The organism is Methylophaga sp. UBA1464, assembly GCF_002325665.1.
Taxonomy (GTDB): domain Bacteria; phylum Pseudomonadota; class Gammaproteobacteria; order Nitrosococcales; family Methylophagaceae; genus Methylophaga.
Genome location: NZ_DCSO01000102.1, coordinates 1,715 through 3,241, shown reverse-complemented (window position 1 = coordinate 3,241; position 1,527 = coordinate 1,715). Strand labels below are relative to the sequence as shown.

General features: G+C 45.0%; 3 protein-coding genes. All 3 read right to left on the bottom strand.

Annotated elements, in window-relative coordinates:
- On the bottom strand, positions 1 to 202 hold a 202-nt coding region (locus tag B3O33_RS13890), incomplete at its 3' end, for a GTPase (RefSeq protein WP_292363841.1).
- Between the two features lie 107 nt (positions 203 to 309).
- The gene (gene pth, locus B3O33_RS13885; protein WP_292360679.1) at positions 310 to 882 is read right to left on the bottom strand and encodes an aminoacyl-tRNA hydrolase; all 573 of its coding nucleotides are present in this window, start codon (positions 880 to 882) and stop codon (positions 310 to 312) included.
- Between the two features lie 20 nt (positions 883 to 902).
- Positions 903 to 1,527, bottom strand: a 625-nt coding sequence (locus B3O33_RS13880; RefSeq protein ID WP_292363840.1) for a 50S ribosomal protein L25/general stress protein Ctc, incomplete at its 5' end; no start/stop codon positions are given.

The following is a 1,527-nucleotide window of genomic DNA, read 5'->3' as shown; positions in this document are numbered from 1 at the left end:
TGGTCGTAGGCAAAACGCGTTGCGGTTTTACAATGGCTGCCAGCTTATCCATCCGCGGATCCGGTACCGGCACGATGCCAACATTCGGCTCGATAGTACAGAACGGGTAGTTTTGTGCTTCGATTCCGGCTTGCGTCAGCGCATTAAATAAAGTGGATTTGCCTACATTAGGTAAACCGACAATACCGCATTTAAATCCCATGAGAAATCCTTAGGGGTTATTTATATATGAATGATTAAAAATTACTCGCACCTTAAACCGTTGCCTATGCAGATCACAATAAACTGAGTTAAAAAACCAAGCTGTTCTTATTGTGAGTGCAGCCAGTTCATGGCTTTTTCCAGATTGCCTGAAAGTACTTCAGGTAAAACCCGCAAGCTGTTATCGATACTTGTCAGAATATTTTCCCGATCTGCTGGTGAGGGTTTACTCAGGACATAATCAGCGACTTGCTTGCTATTACCAGGATGGTCAATGCCAATCCGGCAACGTAAAAATTCTTTACTGCCCAGTTGACTTACGATGTCACGCAAACCATTGTGACCGCCATGGCCGCCGCCACTTTTCAGGCGAACTGTGCCAGCAGGTAAATCCAGTTCATCGTGAATAACAAGAATATTTTCTGGGAGGACTTTATAAAAATTGGCCAGTGCAGCAACAGACTGTCCGCTGCGATTCATAAACGTAAGAGGTTTAATTAGCCAGACTTTATGTTCCGGAGTTGTGTATTGGACCAGTTGACCATGAAATCGGGATTCTGTTTTAAAACTCAGCCCCAAATCCTTAGCCAACTGATCCAACCACCAAAACCCGACGTTATGTCGGGTTTGTTCATATTGGGAACCGGGATTGCCCAGACCGGCGATAATCCAGTTTGTCATAACAGTTCCCGACGACTGAATTACTCTTCAGTCGCTTCCTCATCAGCTTCGGTATCTTCTTCAAGATCCACTTTAGCAACACGTGGCTCATGAATATTAACAACCGCTTGATCGTAAGAAGAACGTTCACCTTCTTCCAGCTGCTCATCCTGTGTATGCGTCAAGGCCGTCAAAGTGACGCCTTTAGGCAGTTTCAGTTCTGATAAATGGATTGCTTCATCCATTGCCAGTTTTGCAACATCAACTTCAATGTATTCCGGCAGATCTTTAGGCAGGCAAGAGATTTCAACCTCTGTCATCAGATGTGAGATCAAACCGCCGGCTTTAACACCAACCGCTTTTTCTTCATTGAGGAAATGCAATGGAATGGTCATTGTCATTGCATGCTTGGCATCAACGCGCAGGAAATCAGCATGAATGATTTTGTTGTCATTGGCTGGGTGGCGTTGCAGATCTTTCAATACAACCTGATTTTTCTTGCCATCAATAACCAATGTCAGAATGTGTGCGTAAAACGCTTCTTCTGCCAAATGGCGAATGAACTGGTTATGGTTAACTGAAATTGAGACTGGTTCTTTTTCAGCGCCATAGACTACTGCTGGTACTTTGCCCGCATGACGTAGGCGGCGGCTCGCACCTTTCCCC